Source organism: Saccharibacillus sacchari DSM 19268 (assembly GCF_000585395.1).
Taxonomy (GTDB): Bacteria; Bacillota; Bacilli; order Paenibacillales; family Paenibacillaceae; genus Saccharibacillus; species Saccharibacillus sacchari.
In genome coordinates this window covers 3,803,783-3,822,337 of the sequence record NZ_KK073875.1, presented here as the reverse complement: position 1 = coordinate 3,822,337, position 18,555 = coordinate 3,803,783, and the positions used below count along the sequence as shown (strand labels likewise).

The following is an 18,555-nucleotide window of genomic DNA, read 5'->3' as shown; positions in this document are numbered from 1 at the left end:
CTGTACGATTGATCGCCATAATTCTATCTGTATTGTCTATTTACTTCGCGATGATACGCCATATTTTGTCCCAACCATACAAGACCCAGGACGATAATCGGCAGCGGCGTAAAACCGAAAGCTACGGAATAGATCAAAAAGAATACAATCCCCCCGATTAGCATCGCATTCGCGGTCCTATAGGCCGAGTAAGCGGAACGATAAACGATCCATTGCTCGCCTTCATCCATCTCGGCAAATAGTTCGCGCTCGGTTTCCTTGCTTGTGCTTGCATTGAAGTTGATCTTCCGATGCGGATACATTTGGTTGAACATAGCGAGCGTACGGTTTTGCAGAACGGCAACGATGATGAACAAAACGAGACTCGCAATCAGATTGACCAACATATACGTGTTTTCGCGATCCACGGATACGCTTCGCATCGCATAAGCCATCGCAAGCACCATCGTAATAAAACTAATAATGATATTATAGTTGCTGAACTTCATCGTTGCGTTAAACAGCTTTTCTTTCGGCGTAATCGGTAGATCCGAGCTTTGCGAAGGTTCTTTCATGGCTTTCAAACGAACTAGCCCTGTCACATTCGCGACCAGCAGTACAAGAACCATAAGCATCAGAAAAGCAAATAAAATATCGTATTCATAAATCAGAGATAGGCTAAAGTCTATATTCTGAGGTACCACAAAGCTTCCGGAAGACAAGGCATAGCCGAAAACCCCTCCGATCAAACCGAAAATAATCAGTTTCCACGTTTTCGGCAACTTCGAGTTGGAATTGGACTTGTTCATCATGACTCGCACGCTCCTTTTATCACTCAGACTCGATTGAAAAAACATCTTCTACTCGCACGGCGAATACTTCGGCGATCTTCAGACCCAACAACACGGACGGCGAATAGTCTCCGCGTTCAATCAATGCAATCGTCTGCCGGGATGCGCCGATACGCTTGGCCAACTCTTCCTGCGACAATCGATCTCTGGCTCTGAATTCGCGAACACGGTTAACCAATTTGCTCAAACCTGTTCACCTCCTGATTTGAATTGTATATGATCATGTACAAAATGTAAATCATAATAGACAAAAAGAAAAGGATCATATACAGAATTCATCTTCTTGTCATACCTGTTTGGTTGTTTGTTTAAAGCGAAAAAAGCCCTTTAAGAAGGGCTTTTGCCTTGGAGAAAGCGGCTTCGATGGGGAAGCGAGAAGACTCCGAGAAAAATTCGTTCAATTCGCTGTCTCACTCGGAAAATGGATTGGATTTAAATTAAGGAGTTTTCCGAGTTCAAAGGCGTCTTGACCTGAATTTTTCTCTCCGTCTTCTCGCTTCCAGTTACGTTGAACTTTCTCGACAGAGGAATTACATATTTAGATAGGCTTGCAGCGGCTTATGTATGACTGGAAAGCCGGTGGGTCTTTTAATCTCCAGCAGTAGGTCTTTTGCTTGAATTTTTTCAATAATCAATTCGTAGCGTTCTCCCGGACGCAACTCTGGAATTTCTTGCTCTTGATGGTATTCAAGCGAATCGGTGAGTGTTAGCGTATATCCGGTAATGCGGTAAGATGGAATATCATAGGCAGCCTCTAGGGTGACTTTGATGTTCGTCGTACCTTTTTCTACTTCTACAGTCAACTTAACCGGAGCAGCCAGCTCGCGCAATGTTTCATACGAAGGCTTGGGTATGCCGTATAGATCCGTCGATCCATGCACGCGTTGCCGAAGCGCGCCTTCGCCTTCTTCGCCCATCTGGGTTCGGTAATCGTTGAGGCTGAAATAGATTAATGCGGCGATCGAAGGGTGTTTTCGGTATTCGATCGTGTTGTCTTGCAGAATTTGTGTGCGCCGCGCGTCTCCGCCTTCGTAAGCAGGTTCGCACAAGCCGTATTCGGCCACGATCAGAGGTTTGTCATGAGCTTCGGTGATCTTTTGAATGACCTCGGGCCGATCCAAATCGCCGTGCCAGGTTCCGATATAATCGTTCCACATCAGCAGATCGCCTACGCCGGTTGCGTCGGTTGAAGGATTTTCATGCACCGTGTTCGAAATGTAATTGATAAACCGTGTACGATCCAGATTATGCACCTGAGATTTCAATTTTTCAAAATAACGCACCGTCACCGGAGATTGCCCATTCACCTCATTCCCCAGCCCCCAGGCATAGATGCACGGATGATTGTAATGTCGATGAATCATTTCCCTCGCATGCTGCATGGAAGTCTGAAGCCATTCATCGTCCGGATCATGCGGGGTCTGCCAGTGGGGAATCTCTTCTTGAACCAGCAACCCGTTGCGATCGCACCAGTCCAACAATTGCCCATCTTGCTGCCAATGGAAACGGGTAATGACGCAGTTGGCTTCTTTGATGATCGTCAGCATTTCCGCCAACTGCTCTGCCGTCTCCGCCATGCCGCGCTCCGGGTGCGAGCCTGGCATCCATTCGACGCCCATCAAGCGAACCGGTTCGCGATTCAGCAGCAGCGTACTTCCTTCAGCCACGATCTCTCGGAATCCTACATGAATCGAAAGCTCATCCAGCACCGTATCTCCCGAGAACAAAGCCAGGTCAACGGTATAGAGGTGCGGATGATCGAAATGCCAGAGCTTCAAGTGATCGACCCGTATATGTTGCAAAAGAAAAACGTCGCTGCTGGCAGTCGCCCATTCTTCGGAAATAGGCGTCCCATCTTCATCCGCGATGCTCACCTTGATTCGCATAGGAGCCTCGTTTACCCCTGCCGGCCGCTTCCATAAATGAATCTCGCCGGATAGCCTGCCATAGGGAGCTGTGAGGCTATCGCCTTCTGTTTGAAAAATAGGCTCGGCGTGCAGCTTGGCGTAGTCGATTGCGTTTTGCCCGCTAACCAGTAAGGAGACGCCTCGAATGATGCCGCCGTCATCGGCCCAATCGAAGCTATTTTCCAGCGGAAGAGCCGTCTGACTCTGCTCGTTGTTGGCGGATACCACGATGCGATTGTTTGCTCCGAAGTGAACGGCATGCGAGATATCGAGTACAAACGTCGTGTATCCCGAGTTGAAATGTTCACCTACTCGCTGCCCGTTCACCCATACCGTAGCATCGCGGTACACGGCATCGAATTGCAAACGTAGCAGTTTATTTTCCCAATCCTCAGAGGCATGGAAGTCAAAGCTATACCAGCCCGTGCCACGGAATTCCTCCAAACCTTGTTGAATATTCCAGGTGTGCGGGACGGTAATCGATTCTCCTGACGGAAGCCCGTGCTTGTACCATTCTTGATCCAGCCCTTCATGATGGAGATCCGCTTGAAAAGCCCAGGGTTCTTGCAACGAAAGTTGTGGCCTAGCGCTCATGGTAAGCCCTCTTTTCTTCACATTTGCGCTTAATTATAGGGAAGTCGGAGATTGAAGACCATTCAGCATATTCGGATTTGCTGGACGATATGCTGAATTTTTTGAAAAGTTGGACAACTACGCCTGATTAGGAGGGAAAGACATGTCTAAACCTTATTTAATCTTTGTGACGGGTAGACTTGACCAAGTTAAAAGTAAGGTTACGCCCGTCTGAATCGCACCTAAAGCGTGTGCGTTTCAGCCAAACGTAAACCTCTGATTAAGACTGGTCAAGCTACTAGCATCGGGGAAAACCACTTTTTCTAAGGAGCTGGGTTCTCGGATTTGCATGCCTGTAATCGGTCGGGATCAGATTAAGGAAGGATATGTGCATACGTTAGGCCAAAGTCATAATGAACTTCCTGAAGACGCCAATCGCATAGCGACGGACATCTTCTTCGATACGCTCATGGGACTGATTAGCAAAAACGTATCGGTAATCGCTGAAGCCGCGTTCCAGCACCAGATATGGTCCACGATGCTGGAACCTTTTATGTCTAAGGCGCAGGTTTATCTGATTCTTTGCAAAGTTGACGAAAATATCGCTCTTAAGAGGTTCGTTCAACGAGAGCTGGACAATCCGCTTCGGGAGTATTTCTATGGTGACAAAGACATCGATCTAGCTCGGAAAGGACTTCGCTTGGAAATGATTAATGACTTGTTGACTAAATCCTGTTTAAGACCTATATACGCATACACCAGGAGAAGAACTTATCCTAAAATTGACAATATACCATATTTTTAATAGTATAAAAAAAACAATAGGAGGTTGCCCATGAAAAAGAAAACAACTTGGATTTTTTCATTATTTTTATCGTTTATTTTAATGGGAGCTAATGTAACTGAATTAAGCGCATCGACTTCAGAGTCTATTGAGATTTCTGATAAACTAAGTGAAAGTGTGTTAAAAAGAGAAGAGTTTGGTCTTGAGACACCGCAAGCCAGAACATCTTCACCAACCGATAGTTATCGTCTTTCTCAAAAATATGGCTTTTATATGACTCAAGAAGAGGAAAAAGAATTAGATGAAAGATTAGATTTGCAAACAGAAATAATGCCTGAAATTGTATCTTATATAGAACAAGATTTAGTTTTACAAGAAGAATTTCAAGGAATATATCTTGATCAATCAAAGGGTGGAGTTGCGGTAATCGCATTGAAAGAAGAAACTCCAAAGATCAATGCTTTAGGAAATGTTTCTGACAATACAATTTCGGAGTCAATGGTTTCTATTGAAAACTTATATTCAGAAATTCCTATTGAATTCGTTAATGTAAAATATTCGCAAAAAGAGATTGAAAGCTTAGCTGAATTGATCGCAAACAATCATGAGGATATTTCATCAATTGTAAATTTGGAATATGTGCAAGATGACTTTATTAATCAAAAAATCCAAATTGGTATTGTTGGCGGAATAGATGATGAAGCAAAATTAAAGGAATATTTAACAGAGTTAACTGGGTATAGTTCTTCATTATTTTTGATAGAAACTTTAGATCAACCTGTAAATTCAGATACCTCGAGAACAACAAATCATAAGCCCTTACAAGGCGGATTAACAATCGATTCTAATCCTAATACAGACGGACATTGTTCTTTAGGATTTGCGGCACTAGGATCAAATGGTAAGCATTACTTTGTTACAGCGGCACATTGCTGGAATCCAGGAGTAACTATTTACCAAGGAAATCAAAATATTGGATCTACATCTACGCTACATCATCGAGGAAACGAAGCGGATGCAGTTGCCATTGCGTTAAACTCTACTTCTTGGGTTAGCAGTGATGTGTATAGTGAAGTTTATGGCTTGAATAATATACAAACAGCCGGAAATGACATTTTAGGCGAAATGGTATGGATGTCTGGTAGAAATAGAGGACAATCAAATAGTTCAGGGATACTAATGGCTAAACAACATTCGGGTTATTACGCTGGAATTTATTTCAATAACCTTCGAGCGGCAAGCTATACATCTACTGAAGGAGATAGTGGAGGAACTGTCTATGCCGATGGTGTTTTAAAAGGCGTCAATAAAGGGAACACTACAGCTAATGGTAGAAACTTAGGGACGTATTCACATGTAACACATGTAATGGCTAGGTTGAATATAACACCAATAACCTGGTAGTTATAGAAGATTGATAAAAGTGCTACTTGTTGAAGGTGTTCTTAATTAAGTAGAAAGGAGAATTCTTATTCGCTATTGCAAACTAAGCGTCTTATTTTTAATAGCATCTATGATTATGCTTTTGTTGGGCTGTACAACTGAATTTCAAACCAACAATAATAACGCAGACGACGCTCCATTAGACGCAACGCTAATCGAAGGCTACATTATTTCTATAAAAAATAATGAAATCTTAGTAGTAGAAAATCTCTCAAAAGAAGAGGCAGATACGAGTAGATATACTGAAAATCAAATCCTAGAAAAAGCAGATCCGAATGCAACTTGGGTTAGTATCGATAGCCCATTAAATGTTAAAGATTATAAGGTTGGTGACCGAATCAAAGTGATGATAGATGGAGGAATAGATACTTCTTTCCCTGCGCAAGCACTTGCTAAAGAAATTGATATTTTAAATTAGACCTCAAAAAACTAGTAAAATTAGTATTTAAATTTCACAAAACAGCTCTTATTCTTGATAGCGCGTATTTGCGTTTAATCGGAGAAGGGCTGTTTTTTTGATACAATATTAATCCTAAATATAAATCTTGCCTACGTAATCAATCCCCAAATCCCGCTTCATCCTCTCTTTTAAGTTGTTCTGGTATCCCTTCCACAAACCATTGTCATGCACTAAATCGAAGGTCTGACCCCTCTTTTTAGCAACATCGATATCATTTTCTGGATTGTCAACACTAAATCAGACGACATTTTTAAGGGATTGCTCGCGATACTGGAATTCCCCAAGGTTTCTGCACTCCGGAAGTGTTTTTTAAAGATAATAGAATAGGTTTTCATAAGCATAGCAAACCGTCTTAAAATCAAAAAACAAAACTCACCTTCCATTATGAATAATATAGTAACTCTTATAGGCATAGTTTGCTTCCACACCAAAAAGCCGAGAGACACATCCATCTTGGCTTCTCCATTCAGTCCTTACATCAACCTATCCTCTTACACCGTCTTCCTCGACCACAACACCACCGGAATCAACAACAACGCCAATACCGCCCCACCCAACGAAAGCATCGAATAACTCGAATGCGCCACCACCATTCCCGACAGCGCACCGCCGGACGCTCCCGCAAGAGCAATCAGCACATCCACAGTCCCCTGCGTCTTCGCCCGATTCTCCGGCGTCGTGGCGTCCACGATCGCCGCCGTTCCGCTGATCAGACCGAAGTTCCAGCCCAATCCGAGCAGCGCGAGCGCAAGAATAAGCAGCGGCATGGAATCGCCCGGCGCGAAAGCTGCTACTAGTCCGGCCAGCAGCAGCGTCACGCCGGATGCGTAGGACATCAGCTTGCGACCGTATTTATCGACAAGAACCCCGGTCAACAAGGAAGGCAGATACATCGCAGCCACATGGATACCGATGACCATGCCGACCGCTCCCAGTCCATGACCGTGATGCTTCATATGTACCGGGGTCATGGTCATGATGGCAATCATTACGATCTGGGTCAACACCATGACGGAAGCGCCGACGATGATCCCACGTTTATCGCCGTCCGATGCCACTGCTGAAGCATCGGAAGACTTAACGCCGCTGCTTGTGCTAACTTTTTCCCGTTCCGCTGAAGCGACCGCTTTAGCAACGAGCAGCGGATCGGGCTTCAGGAAGAACAGCAGCACGAATCCGGCGAGCAGGTAGGCGGCCGCGGCCAGCATGAACGGTCCGGACAACGCCGGAGCGCCCAAAGAGGTAGCAACGCCGCCCGTCACGTTCACCAGATTCGGTCCCGCTACCGCGCCGAACGTAGTGAACACCATCGCCATGCTGATGGCTTTCGCGCGCTGCGTCGGCAAGGCGAGATCCGTTCCGGCATACCTCGCTTGCAAGTTGGTCGCCGATCCGGCGCCGTATACGAGCAGCGATAACAAAAGCAGCGGAATGCTGTTCAGCACGGCGGCCAATACGACGCCAATCGCGCCGATCCCTCCCGCCAAAAATCCGCTGGCCAGTCCGACGCGGCGTCCCGAACGCTGCGACAAGCGGCCGACGATCAGGGCAGCACCGGCCGAACCTAACGTGAACAGCGCCGTCGGTACGCCGGCATAGCCGTCCGTGCCGAACATGTCTTGCGCGAGCAATGCGCCTACCGTGATCCCGGACGCAAGTCCGGCTCCACCGAACATTTGCGACGCGATCACGATATTCATCGTTTTCCGGTATAATCGACGCTGCTTTTCCGGCGACTCGACGTAAGACCGGAATTCGGCGTTCCGACTCCCTGCCGATTCCCGGGTCGGAACATTCTTTTCGGTTCGATCTTTTGACATCTCTTCCCCCTACTTCCACTCTGACAATATCCGAAATGATACCATGCGCGAAAAAGCCACACAATAACGAAATTGTATGGCACACAATGATCCTGTTCAATTTCAGCTATGTACGAATTCGGTGATCTTCTCTTCTGTCGAAGCGGTCGCTTTCTTCGGTCTGAACACTTCTTCGAACTTTTCGTCGATCCAGTCTTCGATTTCTTCGACGTCTTCGCTTCTGCATAGCACGACTCCGCCTTGCAGCGAAAATACGATATATTCGTACCGTTCCCCCAGAATCGACGTTTTCATCACTTTCGTGTTGATCAGACTGGCGTTAAAGTTCAAAGCATCTGTTACGGAATCTTCTTTAAAATCGGCGTACATTCCCCAAGATTTCGGCACTCCCTAAGTCCTCATTTCTTATCGCTCATAAAGCTTCATAGATTCACTATCTTATCGATAGCTTTTGTCAGTTTAACAGCTTCGATCCGAAGACGCATCCTCAAAATCTTAAATTTTAAAAAAGTCGATTACGAAAACCATCCTATAATACGGAATCCGAGGGCTGTTCGCGCAGCAATCTCCGAAGGATCGCCACGCCTTCTTCCAACTCTTCAGCCGTTCCCGGCGCGCACACCGCAAGCCTTACCGCTCGCTCCGGCGCCGTATTTCCTACGACGAAACGATCCGCCGCGTACACCTGCACACCGTGCCGGGCAGCCAACTGCTCGAACTGCGTGCCCGTCATGTTCAGCGCATCCGGCAGCAGCAGCCAACGAAAAATTCCCGTATCGGCGCCCCGACAAGCATAGTCCGCCAAATAACGATCCACAATTTCATTCCGCCGAATCGCCTGTTCCCGATGCGATTCGATCAAGCTTTCGAACTGATTCGACACGATGATGCGCGCCGCAAGCTCCGCAAACAACGGGGCTACGGAAACGCTCAGATTATACAAGGCTTTGGTAATATGTTCTTTGTAACGCTCGGGAACCGCCATATACGCCAACCGCAGTCCGGGCGCGATCGATTTGGACAAGCTCGCGATATAAATGCCGTGCTCCGGCGCAAAAGAAGTCACGGCCGGAAGCGGAGTTTCGTACATCAGGCTGTAGGCTCCGTCTTCGATAATGAACTGATCGTACGTTTGCGCCACCTTTGCAATCCGCTTACGGATTTCTAAAGACATCGTAACGGCGGTGGGATTGTGATAGTCCGGGATCAGATAGATCCCTTTGATATTGTCGTTCTTGCACGCATATTCAAAAGCTTCCGGACTCATCACGCCTGCTTCGGAGCGAATCGGCACGACCTGAATGCTGAGCATGGCAGCGGCCGTTTTCAACCCCGGATACGTATGAAGGTCCGCGCCGATCCGATCGCCGGGTTTGCACAGACTCGCCAGCACCGCCGCGATCGCGTTCTGGCCCCCGGAGGCTAACAAGATTCGATCCAACTCGGTATCGAGCCCGCTGCGGTGAAGAAGTTTCATCGCGGCATCTTGTTTCCAACGGTGTTCGCCGATGCGTCCGTATCCGAACCATTTTTCATAATCCGGCTCCTGAAGCATGCTTCTTAACTGGTTCGCCAGCGGTTCGTACGAATGGTTGTCCGGCATCGTGGCCCCCATCTCGATCAGATGCTGCGGCTTCATGTCTTCCAGCAGATACGCGTTCGACACCGCATCATACGACACGAAGGTTCCGCTGCCGACGGTTGCACTGAGTAATCCTTTGACCTCGCACATCTTAAAAGCTTTGGACACGGTGCTGACGTTCAGATCCAGGAAGTCGGCCAACTCCCGCTGCGGCGGAAGCTTCGTTCCGGGTAACAGAATCCCGCTTACGATATCCTGCTGAAGCTGCTGCGCGAGCGTCTTATAGATCGGTTTGCGGGTTCGATCGATGGACGGCTTCCAGTTCATCGGATAATGTTCAAACGAATTGATCGGCATTTCTCGCTTCCTCCTCCTTGCTACGCATTCCGATACTCGCTCGGCGAGCAGCCGTTGCGCTTCTTGAATGTCTTGCTGAACTGATATACATCCGGATACCCGCACGCTCTGGCGACATCCGTAATCGAATCCCCGGCAAAGCGCAACCGCCGGATCGCATGTTCGTTGCGAAGCTGATCCAGATATTCCTTCGGACTGGAGCCGTAGCGCGCCGCGAAGGCTCTACGTATATAGACGGCCGAAAATCCGGTCTCTTCCGCCAATTCGGTAATCCGCAGCTCCTTCGCAAATTCCGTATCCAACGTCGCCTTCAGCTTGCGCACCGCTACCGTGATTTCCTCCTCCGCCCGATCCCGTCCCCCGGCTTCCGCCGCTTCGTGCGCCTCTTGCAGCAATCGGTACCAGACTGCTTTGACCCGCGTTTCCCGAACCGTATCTCCGGGTACCCATTCTTGCTCCGCTTCGCGAAACTGCTCCCCGATCCGGGCAATGCGATCGCTTGGCAGCGGCAGCAGAAAAGGCAGGTTCAACCGATTGATCGGCTGCGGAATCCCCCAACCTTCCTCCGGTTTCTCCAGCAAAGCGCAGTCGAACAAGATCATCGTCATGCGCACCGGATGCGCTTCGGACGATTTCATATAGAGCGGCAAGCCCGGCCAGAGATACACCAGCGTATTCGCTGCGACCTCCACTTCTTCGCCCTCGCAGTGAAAGACCCCTTTTCCGCTATAAATGTAGTAAAAGGTATGTCCGGTCACGGTCTGCCGAATGTCTTCCCACCCCGGCAGCGGCGGCTTGGCGATGACCCAGTGGATATGCACGACCATATTGCCCAACGCATAATCCATGTTCGTTCCGCCTCCTTCTTTTCGACTTTGATGACCCTTGTATCGTTTATGATAAACGTTCAAGATTGTTTTTGCCATTGTCGCTGCTTGATCCCGAATGCTAAACTCCGAACATATAGACCGTCCACCTGACGTTCTATGGAAAAAACAGTGGAGATGATGAATATGATTCGTACGTTCCAGCAGCATCGACTTAGGAAATCCCAGTTACTTGACGGCTTGTGGGATTTCGTTTTTGACAAGGAGAATATCGGGCAAGCCGAAGGATGGCAGAATAACTTCCCTTCCGAACACGATCAAATGCCGGTTCCCGCTTGTTGGAATAACGAGCTGGGCAAGTTTGATTACGAAGGAGTCGCTTGGTATCGCACCCGGGTGACGCTCGACGACAGCACGCACCTGCGCCTTCTGTTCCACGCCGTGATGGGACATGCCGACGTCTATTGGAACGGGGAGCATCTGGGTTATCACTATGGGGGGTTTACGCCTTTCGACTTCACGCTCCCTAATGTTCCCGCCGGCGTGCATGAGCTTGTGATCCGCACGGACAATACGTTGACCACCAATACGCTGCCGTACCATATCGTGGACTGGTTCCATTACGGCGGCATCATCCGGCCTGTCGAGATTCAACATTTGCCGGATGTATGGATCGAAAGCCTGCGCCTGAACTATACCCTCACCGGGGAATCCAGCGCGGACGTACAGGTTCGGCTGAAGCTTCGCTCTCTGTGCGATACGCCGCTTGAGGTTCCCATCAGCCTGTACCGTGATGATGAGATTTTTCAAAATGAGAACGCTTACCTCGAAGCCAAAGGCAGTACCGAGATTGTCGCGGAACAAACGTGGTCGGACCTGAGCCGCTGGGAGACGGACAATCCGACGCTTTACATGATCAGGGCTGTCGCGGGCGACGATGACCGGACGGACCGGATCGGCTTCCGAACCGTCGAGACCCGAGACAAGAAGATTTTGTTGAACGGAAAAGAAATCTATCTGCAAGGCGTGAACCGGCACGAAGAGCATCCCGAGTGGGGCTTCGCCTTTCCGAACAAGTTGATGACGAAGGAACTGGATATCATCACGCAGATGGGGTGCAATACCGTTCGCGGCTCGCATTATCCCCAGAGCGAATATTGGCTGGATCTGCTGGATGAAAAAGGCGTCTTGTTCTGGAGCGAGATTCCGATCTGGGGCGCTGCATTCCCCGCATCCGCCACGGATGATCCGCTGTTCGTCGAACGCGCGCAGATCATGATGGACGAGATGATCGAGCGGGATTTCCACCATCCTTCTATCTTGTTCTGGTCCGTACATAACGAGATCGACACACGCTCCCAGCAAGCCTATGACCTATCGATTAAAATGACCCATCTCGTGCGCAGCAAAGACCCGTCCAGACTCGTGGCTTTCGCGACCATGCACCCGATGAACGATATTTGTCTCGGATTGTTCGACGTGATCGGCATTAACTATTACGGCGGCTGGTATTTCGGGCATGTGGAATTTGACGAGATGCTGGAGGCGTTCCATAAGCGCTGCGACGAATACGGAGCGGCGGATACGCCGGTGCTGATGACCGAGTTCGGCGGAGCGGGCATCCAGGGCGATTCCGGCTGGGAACCGCGTCTGTTCAGCGAAGATTACCAGGCGGAGCTGCTCAGCAAGTCGCTCAAGCTGTTCCGCTCGGACGTCAAGATTAGCGGCACTTATGTCTGGCAGTTCGCCGATACGCGAGGTCAACTGCAAAGCCATCTGCCCCATTTCCGGGATCGGGCGCGTTCTTTTAATAACAAAGGGCTCGTGAACGAATACCGCAAACCCAAGCTCGCCTACCGCATCGTCAAGGCCATTTATAAAAACCAGCAAGGTCCCTACGATTGGGGTTCGACTTTAGACTGACTTAGCTCATTAGATAACCATCAGGCTATCCCGACCGGGGTAGCCTCTACTCCAAATCCCCCATTTTCCGCCTCGGCCTTGCATACCTATCATTCGAACCAACGAAAGGATGATTTGTTCATGTTCATGCGCACACGCAAGATTCGTACACGCACTGCTTCCTTGGTAACTTTAGGATTATTGGTCTCCACGCTCGCTGCTTGCGGCGGAGACGGATCGGAATCGGCGGATGCCAAGCAGGAAGCGACGGGCGAGCCGCTCACGAAGCTGACCTATTGGGTCGAGCTGTTCCCGGACGCCGCCGCGATCATGAAAAGCTACGACGAAGTGACCGCTTGGAAAGAAATTCAGGAGAAAACGGGCGTCGACGTCGAATTTCAACATCCGGCGCAGGGCCAGCTCGGCGAACAGTTCAATCTGATGGTCGCTTCGAGCGAACTGCCGGATGTCGTCGATTACGGCTGGAACGCTTATCCGGGCGGCGCGCAAAAAGCGATCCGGGATAAAAAGCTGATTCCGTTAACCGATTATCTCGAACACGCACCGAACTTGAGCAAGCTGTTGGACGAGCATCCGGAGTGGCGGAAAATGGCTTCGACCGACGACGGCGACCTGATCGGGTTCCCTTTTATCCGCGAAGATCCGACCCAACAGGTGTTTCTCGGTCCCGCGATCCGGCAAGATTGGCTGGATAAGCTGAATCTGTCCACGCCGACGACGATCGATGAATGGTATACCGTTTTGAAAGCGTTTAAAGAACAAGATCCGAACGGAAACGGCGAAGCGGACGAGATTCCGATCCTGATTCCGGCCGGAGAGCTGGCGTTTGCCGGAGCTTTCGGAACGCCGAACGACTTTTACCAGGAAGACGGCACGGTCAAGTACGGTCCGATCGAACCCGGTTACAAAGACTATCTGACCACGATGAATCAATGGTATCAGGAAGGCTTGCTCGACAAAGACTTCGCGGTCAACGATGCCAAGATCACCGAAGCCAAAATTACCGGCAACCAAGTGGGCTCGACGGTCATGTTCCTCAACGGCGGGATCGGCAAATACATGGACTTGATGAAAGAAAGCCAACCGGATTTCGAGATCGTAGGCACGCCTTATCCGACGCTGAACGCGGGAGACAACCCTGTGTTCGGCCATATGGACAACCCGGTCACGGGTATTTTCGCAGGCATCACGGGCAGTAATTCCAATATCGTCGAGACGGTCAAATTCCTCGATTCCCTCTATAGCGAAGAAGGCAAACTTACGATGAACTTCGGCAAAGAAGGCGACACGTACACGATGGTCGACGGCCAACCTACGTATACCGACGTCATTTTAAAAAACACCGAAGGGCTTCCGATCTCTCAAGCGTTCCGCAAACATATTATGGGCGCAACATCAGGTCCTTTCGTCCAAGACGTCCGCCATACGCAGCAGTATACGACCAAGCCGCAGCAGCAGGAAAGCATGAAGCAATGGTCGGACACGACGCAAACAAACAAAATGCCGCCCGTTACGATCGCCGCCGAGAACAGCAGTCGTTATTCTTCGATCATGACCGACGTGAACACGTTCAAGGACGAAATGGTGCTGAAGTTCATTATGGGTACCGAATCGCTCGACCAATTTGACAGCTACGTCGAAATGTTAAAAGGTCTGGGCATCGACGAGGCGATCGAACTTCAACAAGCGGCGCTGGAGCGTTATGAAAACCGGTAACGCTACACGCTGCGATGTCGGACATTCGGGAGGGAGCATGGATGCATAAACGAAGCCTTATCAAGCGCGATCTGGTTCGCAATCGGCATATCTATCTGATGCTGGTTCCGGTATTGGTCTACTACGGCATTTTCCATTACGGTCCGATGTACGGCCTGCTGATCGCGTTCAAAGACTACGGCATGGCCGACGGGGTATGGGGAAGCCCTTGGGTCGGATTGACGCATTTCCAGAACTTTTTTGAAAACCCTTACTTTTGGCGCTTGCTTCGAAACACGTTGACGATCAGCCTGTATGAGCTGCTATTCGCTTTCCCGGCTCCGATCATTCTCGCGCTGCTGCTCAACGAGCTTCGCGTAGTGATGTTCAAGCGCGTGGTGCAGACGATCAGCTATCTCCCCCACTTTATCTCGATCGTGGTCGTGGCGGGGATGATGGTGGATTTCTTCGCCCGCGACGGCCTGATCAACAGCATCGTCAGTTTTTTCGGCTACGAGCCGATCGCGTTTTGGCAAGAATCCGGTTGGTTCCGTTCGCTCTATGTCTCTTCCGGGATCTGGCAGGGTATAGGCTGGGGCTCGATCATTTATCTCGCCGCGATGTCGTCTATCGATCCTACGCTGTATGACGCGGCCCGGATCGACGGCGCGGGACGCTGGAAGCAAACGCTGAACATTACGATTCCCGGCATCATGCCGACGATCGTCATTTTGTTCATCCTCAACGTGGGTTCGATGCTTGCGGTCGGAAGCGAGAAGATCATCCTGCTCTATAACCCGCTGACTTACGAGACCGCCGACGTCATCTCCACTTATGTGTATCGAAAAGGGATCTTGGGCGCGGACTTCGGATATTCGGCGGCGGTCGGCTTATTCAACTCCGTGATCAGCTTCATCCTGCTTATTCTTGCCAACACGATCAGCAAGCGGGTCAGCGAACATAAGCTATGGTAAAGGAGGATCGACGACATGACTTATAAACGCTCGACGGGCGAAAAGGTATTTGCGTGCTTCAACGTCTGCTTCATGATTCTGCTGTGCTTCGCGACGCTTTATCCGTTTATTTATATCCTGTTTGCTTCATTAAGTAACCCTGCGGAGATCGCGAGTTACCGCGGGCTGCTGTTCTTGCCGCAAGGATTCAGTCTCGACGCTTACAAAGCCGTGATCGAGAATCCGATGGTGATGACCGGTTATCGGAATACGCTCCTTTACGTGGTGGGCGGAACGCTGATCAACTTGTTCATGACCACGTTGGGCGCCTATGCCCTTTCGCGCCCCCATGTCTATTTTAAAAATCATATTATGCTCGTGATCGTCATTACGATGGTCTTCAGCGGCGGACTGATTCCTTCGTTCCTGCTCATCAACAATCTGGGCATGCTGAATACGCCGTGGGCGCTGCTGCTGCCGGGCGCGATCAATTCGTTCAACCTCATCATTATGCGCACCGCTTTCCAAAGCATTCCGGTGAGTCTGGAGGAATCGGCGCGGATCGACGGAGCGAACGACTGGACGATCATGACGCGGATCATCATTCCCCTCTCTATGCCGGTCATCGCGGTCATGATCTTGTGGTACGCCGTCGGGCATTGGAACTCCTATTTCAATGCGCTGATTTATCTGCGGGACCGCGAGCTGTTCCCGCTTCAGCTCGTGCTGCGCGAGATTCTGATCTCCAACAGCACCGATAACATGATGACTGGCGCCGCGACGGGCGACCGGATGGATATCGGGATCACGATCAAATACGCGACGATCATCGTATCGACCTTGCCGATCTTGGTGCTGTATCCGTTCTTGCAGAAGTATTTCGTGCATGGGGTGATGATCGGGGCATTGAAAGAGTAAACGTTTTGTCAAAAGCACTTGCACTCGTGAACGTGAAAAAGGCCTCCCGACTTGATGTCGGGAAGCCTTCTTTCGATTCCGAGCTTGATCCGGCTAAAACGCCAATCCTGCATCGATAAATTTCATAAACGCTTGCGTTACTCCCCGACTCTGATATTTTTCACGGTACGTTGTTCCAAGGAGAAATCCGAGTACACCCGATCTCCGCCTGTTCCCGTAGGAGCTTGAGCTTCAAATCCTGCTTTGATTGTCTCCCCGACAGGCAGATTGAAGAATCGAACCATGAAGAACTGCTTGCCATCCAGCGAATAATGGAAAGCGAACGATTGTCCGACCCGAGCGACTTGCATCCAGACCGAATCGCCTTCAATGTTGCTGCCGTTAGCGTCGTCCGACGTATGGTTGGTCACGACGCTCACCACTGCATGCGTGTCAAAGTCGGTAAATTCAAAACAAAACTTGCCCCATACGTCCAAATTGTCCATTACCATCAAGCAAGCCGCGTCATAGACGTCTTTGAAATCTACCTGTACACGGGCGCGCATCACGAAATTTCCGGTCACTTCTTTGTAGAAAAAAGGCGCGTTCGTCAGCGATTCCGGGGTAATGCCTTCGTCCGAAACTGCTCCGTTGTTGCAGAAAAAGTCGCTTTTCTCCGGGGCGTAAATGGTCAGCTTGTCCCCTTCGAATTCGGCACGGCTTTCGTTCAACCAACGGAAATCCTTAAAATCAGCTGGGTTCATGGTCATTTTCCTCCTTCATTTGGACGCTTCCATTGTGTATCGGAAAAACGGATCGGTCGAATCACTTTGCACGGATTGCCGGCTGCGACGACGTTGGGCGGGATGTCCTTGGTCACGACGCTACCCGCGCCGATGATGCTGTTCTCCCCGATCGTCACGCCCTGCGTAATTTTCACGTCGCCGCCCAACCACACTCGATCCTCCAAAACAATCGGCTTGGCGTATACGCCTTTTTCCGCCCGCTCGAATGGATCTTCCGCATGGTTGGCTGCATACAATCCCGCACGCGGTCCTATGTAAACGTCGTTCCCGATCTTGACTTCGTTGCAATCCAGAATAATCATATCATGGTTGATATACACTTCGCTTCCAATCGAGATATTAAATCCAAACTCGCAGCGAAAATTCGATTCGATGTACACATTTTCCCCGACCTCGTGGAATAACGCTGTCAAAATCGACATGTCGTAGCCCTCGTTGGCGTTGACTTTAGCATTATATCTCCGGCACTCCGCCAACGCATGATCTCTGACGCGGGCCACGTCGGGAGCGGCATCATCATACATTTCTCCGGTATTGGTCATGCGTTTAATCTGCTCGATATCCATAAAAACCTCCAACTGTACCTATTTTTTTGGTAGGATGAAGAACATACGAGGTGCAGCGAAACAACTTCTTCCCAGAACAGATTATAGGCATAAGCCTGCTTGGACTCAATCCACTTTCTTGCCATTCGTTATCACTATTTTCCCAAAAGGAGCTGCTTATGCGTCCAGATACGATGCCTTTAGATGCTACGCTGTACGAAGGTACCCCACACGGCACGGCGAATTTTCCGATCCAGTTCTATGTCGACGAGCTACATCTATTCCAACAACGACAGGTTCCGCTGCATTGGCATTTCGAACCGGAGTTTTTCGTGATTCGGGGTTCCGCGATTCAGGTGCAAGTCGGTCATCATCTGGTTCCGTTGAAACCCGGGGAAGGGATTTTTATTAGCAATAATACGCTTCATCGGTTCCAGCAGATCGGCGATGAGCAGGAGTGTCCGTGTCCGAATATCGTGTTTTCCGCCGAGATGATCGCCCCGCACTCCAGCATCATTTACGAGAAATACATCACGCCGCTGCTGGATGCGCCGGATCTGCCCTATGTCGTATTCAAACCGGAGATCGCTTGGCAAAACGATGTATTGAAGCGGTTGGATTTGGTGTTTGCGCTATTGCAAGAATTTGGGCCGAAGAGCGTGTATGAAGCTTTTCCTTATCTGGACTTTGGGTCTCGTAAATTGAACGGTCAGGGATATGAAATGCAGGTGCAGCGGGAGCTTAGCGAGGTGTGGCAGATTCTGTTCGCGCATCTGGACGAGCTACCGCGATTTCCGCAGGACAAAAAAGCGATCCAGGCGCAAGTGCGCCTTCAGCAGATGATCGCTTATATTCGGGAGAATTATCGGAATCCGGTGACGCTTCAGGATATTATCCTATCGGCCAATATCAGCAAGAGCGAAGCGGCACGGTGTTTTCAGGCGTACACGAGCGTATCGCCGATCGAATATTTGCTGCAATATCGGGTGAAGATGGCTCAACGCCTCCTACATCTGACGACGCAGAGCGTGCAGGAGGTGAGCCTGGAATGCGGGTTTCGGTCGTTGAGTTATTTTGTTAAGGCGTTCAGGGAGCGGGTTGGGGTGACCCCGGGGGAGTATCGGAAGTCAAAAATCTAATATAAAAATCTAAA

Annotated in this window: 17 protein-coding genes; 8 read left to right on the top strand and 9 right to left on the bottom strand. The window is 49.8% G+C overall.

Annotated features, from left to right (window positions below; all coding sequences use genetic code 11):
- Positions 1 to 23: 23 nt before the first annotated feature.
- The 3 genes from SACSAC_RS16470 to SACSAC_RS16460 form a co-directional block, all read right to left on the bottom strand.
- Entirely contained in the window at positions 24 to 791 is a 768-nt protein-coding gene (locus tag SACSAC_RS16470; RefSeq protein WP_037288346.1) for a DUF3169 family protein, read from the bottom strand.
- Between the two features lie 19 nt (positions 792 to 810).
- Positions 811 to 1,017, bottom strand: a complete 207-nt coding sequence (locus tag SACSAC_RS16465) for a helix-turn-helix transcriptional regulator (protein ID WP_037288343.1) — start codon at positions 1,015 to 1,017, stop codon at positions 811 to 813.
- A gap of 343 nt (positions 1,018 to 1,360) precedes the next feature.
- A complete protein-coding gene (locus SACSAC_RS16460; RefSeq protein WP_084778130.1) occupies positions 1,361 to 3,331 on the bottom strand; it encodes a glycoside hydrolase family 2 protein in 1,971 nt (656 codons plus the stop codon).
- 265 nt (positions 3,332 to 3,596) lie between these two features.
- Between SACSAC_RS16460 and SACSAC_RS28800 the strand changes: the two genes are divergently transcribed.
- The 3 genes from SACSAC_RS28800 to SACSAC_RS16445 all read left to right on the top strand — a co-directional run bounded on the left by SACSAC_RS28800 (position 3,597) and on the right by SACSAC_RS16445 (position 5,955).
- Positions 3,597 to 4,115, top strand: coding sequence for an AAA family ATPase (locus tag SACSAC_RS28800; protein ID WP_084778127.1), 519 nt, complete (start codon positions 3,597 to 3,599; stop codon positions 4,113 to 4,115).
- Positions 4,116 to 4,145: 30 nt separating this feature from the next.
- The gene (locus SACSAC_RS16450) at positions 4,146 to 5,498 is read left to right on the top strand and encodes a S1 family peptidase (RefSeq protein WP_037288337.1); all 1,353 of its coding nucleotides are present in this window, start codon (positions 4,146 to 4,148) and stop codon (positions 5,496 to 5,498) included.
- Positions 5,499 to 5,613: 115 nt separating this feature from the next.
- A complete protein-coding gene (locus tag SACSAC_RS16445) occupies positions 5,614 to 5,955 on the top strand; it encodes a YobA family protein (protein ID WP_037288335.1) in 342 nt (113 codons plus the stop codon).
- Between the two features lie 533 nt (positions 5,956 to 6,488).
- On the opposite strand, the gene SACSAC_RS16435 is transcribed toward SACSAC_RS16445, so the two are convergent.
- The 4 genes from SACSAC_RS16435 to SACSAC_RS27745 form a co-directional block, all read right to left on the bottom strand.
- Positions 6,489 to 7,697, bottom strand: coding sequence for an MFS transporter (locus SACSAC_RS16435; RefSeq protein ID WP_425414836.1), 1,209 nt, complete (start codon positions 7,695 to 7,697; stop codon positions 6,489 to 6,491).
- A 222-nt stretch (positions 7,698 to 7,919) separates the two neighbouring features.
- Entirely contained in the window at positions 7,920 to 8,204 is a 285-nt protein-coding gene (locus tag SACSAC_RS16430) for a hypothetical protein (RefSeq protein WP_156951022.1), read from the bottom strand.
- Between the two features lie 142 nt (positions 8,205 to 8,346).
- On the bottom strand, positions 8,347 to 9,756 hold the full coding sequence (locus SACSAC_RS16425; RefSeq protein ID WP_037288324.1) for an aminotransferase-like domain-containing protein: 1,410 nt from the start codon (positions 9,754 to 9,756) through the stop codon (positions 8,347 to 8,349).
- Positions 9,757 to 9,776: 20 nt separating this feature from the next.
- A complete protein-coding gene (locus SACSAC_RS27745; protein ID WP_084778123.1) occupies positions 9,777 to 10,604 on the bottom strand; it encodes an AraC family transcriptional regulator in 828 nt (275 codons plus the stop codon).
- 165 nt (positions 10,605 to 10,769) lie between these two features.
- On the opposite strand from SACSAC_RS27745, the gene SACSAC_RS16415 reads away from it, so the two are divergent.
- The 4 genes from SACSAC_RS16415 (at position 10,770) to SACSAC_RS16400 (ending at position 16,072) form a co-directional block, all read left to right on the top strand.
- Positions 10,770 to 12,506, top strand: coding sequence for a glycoside hydrolase family 2 protein (locus tag SACSAC_RS16415; RefSeq protein WP_037288321.1), 1,737 nt, complete (start codon positions 10,770 to 10,772; stop codon positions 12,504 to 12,506).
- Between the two features lie 120 nt (positions 12,507 to 12,626).
- On the top strand, positions 12,627 to 14,222 hold the full coding sequence (locus SACSAC_RS16410) for an extracellular solute-binding protein (RefSeq protein WP_342666472.1): 1,596 nt from the start codon (positions 12,627 to 12,629) through the stop codon (positions 14,220 to 14,222).
- A gap of 41 nt (positions 14,223 to 14,263) precedes the next feature.
- A complete protein-coding gene (locus tag SACSAC_RS16405) occupies positions 14,264 to 15,175 on the top strand; it encodes an ABC transporter permease (protein WP_245608653.1) in 912 nt (303 codons plus the stop codon).
- A 15-nt stretch (positions 15,176 to 15,190) separates the two neighbouring features.
- Positions 15,191 to 16,072, top strand: a complete 882-nt coding sequence (locus SACSAC_RS16400; protein ID WP_037288317.1) for a carbohydrate ABC transporter permease — start codon at positions 15,191 to 15,193, stop codon at positions 16,070 to 16,072.
- Positions 16,073 to 16,209: 137 nt separating this feature from the next.
- Here SACSAC_RS16400 and SACSAC_RS16395 read toward each other — a convergent pair whose 3' ends face one another.
- Both SACSAC_RS16395 and SACSAC_RS28685 read right to left on the bottom strand, forming a co-directional pair.
- Positions 16,210 to 16,815: a DUF1349 domain-containing protein gene (locus SACSAC_RS16395; protein WP_037288315.1), complete on the bottom strand. Its 606-nt coding sequence runs from the start codon at positions 16,813 to 16,815 to the stop codon at positions 16,210 to 16,212.
- 2 nt (positions 16,816 to 16,817) lie between these two features.
- A complete protein-coding gene (locus SACSAC_RS28685) occupies positions 16,818 to 17,423 on the bottom strand; it encodes a sugar O-acetyltransferase (RefSeq protein WP_037288313.1) in 606 nt (201 codons plus the stop codon).
- Between the two features lie 158 nt (positions 17,424 to 17,581).
- On the opposite strand from SACSAC_RS28685, the gene SACSAC_RS16385 reads away from it, so the two are divergent.
- Complete coding sequence (locus SACSAC_RS16385; protein WP_051507185.1) at positions 17,582 to 18,541, top strand: AraC family transcriptional regulator; 960 nt, start codon at positions 17,582 to 17,584, stop codon at positions 18,539 to 18,541.
- Positions 18,542 to 18,555 lie beyond the last annotated feature (14 nt).